Source organism: Microbispora sp. ATCC PTA-5024, from assembly GCF_000511135.2.
GTDB lineage: Bacteria > Actinomycetota > Actinomycetes > Streptosporangiales > Streptosporangiaceae > Microbispora > Microbispora corallina.
In genome coordinates, this window is the sequence record NZ_KI866524.1 from 1,174,240 (window position 1) to 1,178,891 (window position 4,652).

General features: G+C 73.4%; 4 protein-coding genes and 1 pseudogene. 2 read left to right on the plus strand and 3 right to left on the minus strand.

Features of this window, described 5'->3' with window-relative positions; translation table 11 throughout:
* The 3 genes and pseudogenes from MPTA5024_RS42600 to MPTA5024_RS26045 all read right to left on the minus strand — a co-directional run.
* Positions 1 to 258 (minus strand): annotated as a pseudogene (locus MPTA5024_RS42600) (hypothetical protein); the annotation flags it as partial.
* Positions 259 to 551: 293 nt separating this feature from the next.
* On the minus strand, positions 552 to 1,442 hold the full coding sequence (locus MPTA5024_RS26040) for an alpha/beta fold hydrolase (RefSeq protein ID WP_051458640.1): 891 nt from the start codon (positions 1,440 to 1,442) through the stop codon (positions 552 to 554).
* A gap of 99 nt (positions 1,443 to 1,541) precedes the next feature.
* Positions 1,542 to 2,456, minus strand: coding sequence for an RNA polymerase sigma factor (locus MPTA5024_RS26045; RefSeq protein WP_036328879.1), 915 nt, complete (start codon positions 2,454 to 2,456; stop codon positions 1,542 to 1,544).
* A gap of 146 nt (positions 2,457 to 2,602) precedes the next feature.
* On the opposite strand from MPTA5024_RS26045, the gene MPTA5024_RS26050 reads away from it, so the two are divergent.
* Positions 2,603 to 3,175 carry a TetR/AcrR family transcriptional regulator gene (locus MPTA5024_RS26050; RefSeq protein WP_036328880.1) on the plus strand — a complete coding sequence of 191 codons (573 nt, stop codon included), beginning with the start codon at positions 2,603 to 2,605 and terminating at the stop codon, positions 3,173 to 3,175.
* Between the two features lie 307 nt (positions 3,176 to 3,482).
* Positions 3,483 to 4,325: a prephenate dehydratase gene (locus tag MPTA5024_RS26055; protein ID WP_036328882.1), complete on the plus strand. Its 843-nt coding sequence runs from the start codon at positions 3,483 to 3,485 to the stop codon at positions 4,323 to 4,325.
* Positions 4,326 to 4,652 lie beyond the last annotated feature (327 nt).

Sequence of the window (4,652 nt, forward strand, 5' to 3'; positions counted from 1 at the left end):
GACGACGCCGAGCAGCGGGACGGCGGCCAGCAGGAGCAGCACCAGCGTGCTCATCATGCGGCCGAGCAGGACCGACTGGTCGACGCCCACCTGCTGGGGGTTGACACCGAAGACGGCGTACATCTGCTCCACGCCGATGTAGAGCACCGCGTAGAGCGCCACCGCGACGGGCACCACGACGGACCCGATGCGTTCGAGCAGGCCCAGGACGCTGCCCCCGTTTTCCTGCTCCGCGGAGGTGTCGCTCTCCGGAATCACGGGAACATAATCATGTTCGGTAGAAATCGCATGAGTGGACATGGCGCAGACGGTAGGGCCCGGCCGCATGCGCGGCGTTGACGACGCGTATACGCGGTGGCCGGGCTCCTGCGGCCCGTCCGGCCCGCGAGACACGAGATCCGCGAACGGCGGCCGGCACACAGGACCGCCGACACACAGGACCGCCGACACACAGGACCGCCGACAGGCGAGGGGCGTGGCCGGTTGCCACCGGCCACGCCCCTCGCGCGACCGGTGTCAGCCGGCCGCGCCCGCGCGCTGACGCGCCCTGCTCACCCGGCCGTCTCGGCGGCGAAGGCGGCCACGGCCGCGGCGAAGGCCTCCGGCTCCTCGACGTGGCCGAGGTGGCCGCTGCCCTCCAGGACGGTCAGCCGGGCTCCGGGAATGCCGTCGGCCAGCTCACGGGCCCAGCGCGGCCCGCAGATGACGTCGTGGCGGCCCACGACGACCAGCGTCGGGACGGTGAACGAGCCCAGCGACGGCCGGTCGTCGATGAGATCCGGGACGAGGTTCTCGTCGAGGCCGGAGACGAACACGCCCCGCACGGACGAGACGAGGGGGGCGAACTCCTCCTCCCGGTCCCAGTAGTCAGCGATGTAGGCCGGCAGGATCCCGCGGGCCGCCCGGGTGACCCCCTCGTCGTCCGCGAGCGAGCCGAGCGACTGCCACGTGTCCAGGACGCCCTGAAGCCCAGGCCTGCCGGCGTTCCGCAGCGTGAACGCCTCCATGGCGCGCGCCGCCTCGGCGAACTGCTCCGGCCCCGTCACCGGCGCGCTGTCGTACAGGACGACGCCGGCGAGCCGATCGGGGCGCGTCAGGGCGTAGTGCTGCGCGACGAACCCGCCGTACGAGTGACCGATGAGGTGCACGCGGGGCACGCCGAGATGCGCGATCAGGCCGTCGAGGGCGCGGGCGTACCGCTCCCGGGTGTACCCATGGGGGTGGGACGGCAGGCGGCCCGAATCACCCGTCCCGATCGGCTCGACGTACACCGTGGTCAGGTGCTTCTCGACGGCGGGCATCCGCATGTACTCCCACGACAGCCCGGGGCCCCCCGAGTGGACCAGGCAGATGGGCCCGGACCCGGCGACGTGGTAACGCTGGGCGACACCCTCGACGTCGATCGTGTGGGGGCCGGGCGCCAGCGGGTGCGCGGTGTCCATGTCTTTTCCTCCCTTGTCGGCGATTGCACCGGCAAGATGCGCCGCGAGGAGGAAAGTTCGGTCCGGCCGCTGTGAGCCTGCTCACACGGGCCGGGCGGCTCAGGCCGCCGGGTGGAACAGCCGCAGCCGGCTGACCCGCCCCTGGTCGAGGGACATGACCCACACGACGGACGGCGGGCAGTGGTGGGGGTCGTCCGTGGGGTTGACCATGTCCATCTCCCAGATGGCGACGTCGCGCCCGGCCACCCCGTCGGCGAACCGCTGCCGGACCCCGGCCTCCAGGTCGCACTCCATGCCCCGGATCGCCAGGTCGCGTCCCCCGCGCTCACCGTGGCCGCCGATCAGCACGGCCCGGGGGGACCAGCGCTCCTCGACGACCCGCGCGAAGGCGCCCCGCTCGGCGGCCGCCAGCGTCTCGATCGCCTCGCGGCGGCTGGCCGCGGTGCGCAGGGCGGCGTCGTCGTGGGCCAGCACCGCCGTCGCACGCAGCGCCTCGGCCACCTTGGCCCGGGCCTGGCCCAGCCTGCTGCGCACGGTCCCGACCGGCACGTCGCACACCGCGGCGATCTGCTCGTACGACGTCACCCCGCTGAAGTGGCGCAGCATCAGGACCAGCCGCAGGGGCGGGGACAGCTGGTCGACCGCGTGCCACACCCAGTCGCGCAGCGCGTGGTCCTCAATTACCTGCTCCGGGGTCTGCCCGCCCGTCGCGGGCGCCTCCTCCGTCAGCGGCAGGTGGGGAAGGCCACGCAGCCGCATGCGGCACTCGTTGCGGACCACCATCCGCAGCCACGCCCCCACGGCCGCCGGGTCCCGGACGTCCCCGATCCTCCTCAGAGCGACGAGCGCCGCCTCCTGCAGCGCGTCGTCCACGTCGGGCACCGCTCCGAGCAGGCTCAGCGCGACCGCCCGCATCCCCGCCTGATGGCGCTCCAGCAGCAGGCCGAGCGCGCCCACCTCGCCCGCCTGCGCCCGCAGGGTCAGCTCCCCGTCTGACGGCGGATTGGATGACATCCCCGTACGGCCCCCCTCGTGTCTGCCGGCTCCGCGCGACGCACCGAGGCTAACGGCCCCGATCGATGCCGCCAACTTAGATGTCACATATCATCGTTCTAGTAGAGTGCCTGTGCGCCGAGCGTACGGAGAGGGACGGGTGGGGCATGAGCCGAGTTTCCCAGGCCGAGGCGCGGGCGAACCGGCAGCGCGTGGTGGAGGCCGCGTCGCGGCTCTTCCGCGAGAAGGGCGTGGAGAACGTCAGCATCGTGGACGTCATGCAGTCGGTCGGCCTGACACAGGGCGGCTTCTACAAGCAGTTCTCGTCGAAGGAGGCCCTCGTCGACGAGGCCACGGCGCACGCGCTCACCGAGAGGATGAAGCAGCTGACCGCCCTCGACGAGGAACAGGGCGGTCACGAGGCGGCGTGGTCCTGGCTCGTCGACGACTACCTCTCAGCCCAGCATCGCGACGACCCGGGCGACGGCTGCCCCGCCGTCGGGTTCGTGGCCGACTTCGCGCGTGAGCTGCGGCCCAGGGACACGTACGCCGCGGGCGTCCGCGAGATGGCCGACTGGGTGGCTCCGGGCGAGGCCGGGCTGGTGGCCCTGGCCACGCTCGTAGGCGCCGTGCTGCTGGCCCGGGCCACGGCCGGCACCCCCGTGTCGGACGAGATCATGAAGGCCGTCCGGCACTCCGAGGCCCTCGCGCTGCCCGTGGGCGCCGCGTACAGCACGTGACCGGGCCACGGGGGACGACTCCAGGGGCCCGGTCCCGGCCTTTCACGGCAGCCCGAGGCGGCGGCGGACCGGCCGTCGGCGCCGCGCCCCGGGCGGGGCCACCGGTCCGGCCAGGGCCGCGGTCGCAGTAGCATGCGAGGCGCGACCCCCAGTGGCGGACGTCGCGCCGCGACACCGTCACGCCCGGACCGCCGTGACGCCGGACAGCCGTCGCGGCCGGCAGCCGGGGCGGCGCGGACCCGTTCCCGACCCGGTTTCCGGTGGGCACAGCCACCGGGCCGACGATCCCGGAGACATCGACCAGCTCATGGTGACCATCGCCTACCAGGGGGAACCGGGGTCGAACTCGGCCGCCGCGGCCCGCGACCTGTTCCCCGACAGCCGGGAACTGCCCTGCACGACCTTCGAACAGGCCCTGGAGGCGGTCACGCTGGGCGCCGCGGACCTCGCGGTCATCCCCATGGACAACTCCGCCGCCGGACGGGTCGCCGACGTCCACCACCTGCTGCCGGAGACCGGGCTGTGGATCGTGGCGGAGTACTTCCTGCCCATCCACTTCGACCTCATGGGCGTGCCCAGCGGGTCGCTCGACCAGGTGGAGTGCGTCCGCAGTCACGTGCACGCCCTGGGCCAGTGCCGGAAGATCCTCCGTGAGGGCGGCTGGCGGACGCTGGTGTCCGATGACACGGCCGGCGCCGCCCGCGAGATCGCGGAGCTCGGCGACCCCCGGCACGCGGCGCTCGCCCCGCCCGGCGCCGCGTCCCTGTACGGGCTGCGGGTGCTGCGCGGCGGGGTCGAGGACACCCCGGACAACACGACGCGCTTCGTCGTCCTGTCCCGCGACTCCGCGGTCCCGCCGGACACGGGCGCGCCCACGATGACGAGCCTCTTCTTCTCCGTACGGAACATCCCGAGCGCGCTGTACAAGGCGCTGGGCGGCTTCTCCAGCAACGCCGTCAACCTGACCAAGATCGAGAGCTACCAGGTAGGCGCCGGGCTGAAGGCAAGCCGCTTCTACATCGAGATCGAAGGGCACCCCGACGAGAGCCGGGTGGCCCTCGCCCTGGAGGAGCTGCGCTTCTTCTCCTCGGACATGCGGCTGATCGGCGTGTATCCGTCCCATGCCCACCGGGTGCGGGAACAGGACTGACCCCGCCTGCCGGTGCGTTCGCGAGCTCCGGGGAGACCCGCTGAGCCTCCGGCGCGGCGGGTCGCGTCGCGCCGGAGGCCCGTCCTCGCCAGGAAGGAGAGCGAGGTCAGGAGGTGGCGGGGGCCTGCGGCGGCGGATGGAGTCCGTCCGCGTGAGCAGGCCCAGCCCGCCACGGCGGGGGTGGTGGTCCCCGCTTCGAGCCGGGATTCGGGGCGTGCCCGATCGAGGCGGCTCACCCGTGACCGGGTGGGCCGCCGGCGGGGACACGCCGGGGGTGATCGCCGGCCGGCCCGGCGCGCGTGGAGCCGGACCGGCCGGTGTCGTCAG